This is a genomic window from Hymenobacter agri (assembly GCF_054778495.1).
Genome location: NZ_BAAGZM010001285.1, coordinates 1 through 557 on the forward strand (window position 1 = coordinate 1; position 557 = coordinate 557).

The window sequence follows — 557 nt, forward strand, 5'->3', positions numbered from 1 at the left end:
CCAGCCAGGCCGATGCCCGCGGAGGCTTTGGCCCGGCCGGCGCTGCTGGCTCGCTGGATGCGGCTACCGCCACCAATGGCGCGGTAGCTTCTGCCACTACGGGCCGCGCGCAGCAGGCCGCTACGGAGTATCTGAATAGTAATGGACAAGGCAGCGTGGCCGGTCGCTACGGCCTGGGCCGTTCGGCGGCATCGGTAACGGCGCTGGCATCGGCCCGTCAAGCGGCCAGCCACGGCCGTGGACTTAATAACCGCGGCGAAACGGTAGCCGCTACCTACAGCCGCTTAGGCCGCCAAAATGCAGTGGGTGGCAATGCCGCTGCGATTTACGGTACTGGCAGCGAAGCCGCTGCTGTAGCATCAACTGCCGCCAACGAAGCTACGGCAACGTCGGCGGGCGCTGTAGCGATGCAGAATGCCCAGGTGCCCGCATCTGCTGGAGCGGCTTTGAATACCGCTGATAATACTGCCGGTGCGGTCGCTCTTGGCGGCACGGCCACGGCGGCCGGAGCCGGCACTACGCTGGCTACGGGCGGCGCAGGTACTGGAGCCGCAGCG

Annotated in this window: 1 protein-coding gene; it reads left to right on the top strand. The window is 67.1% G+C overall.

The window, feature by feature from the left end; translation table 11 throughout:
- The coding region (locus ACYVDE_RS25830; RefSeq protein WP_460504357.1) for a hypothetical protein at window positions 1-557 on the top strand (557 nt) is incomplete at both ends.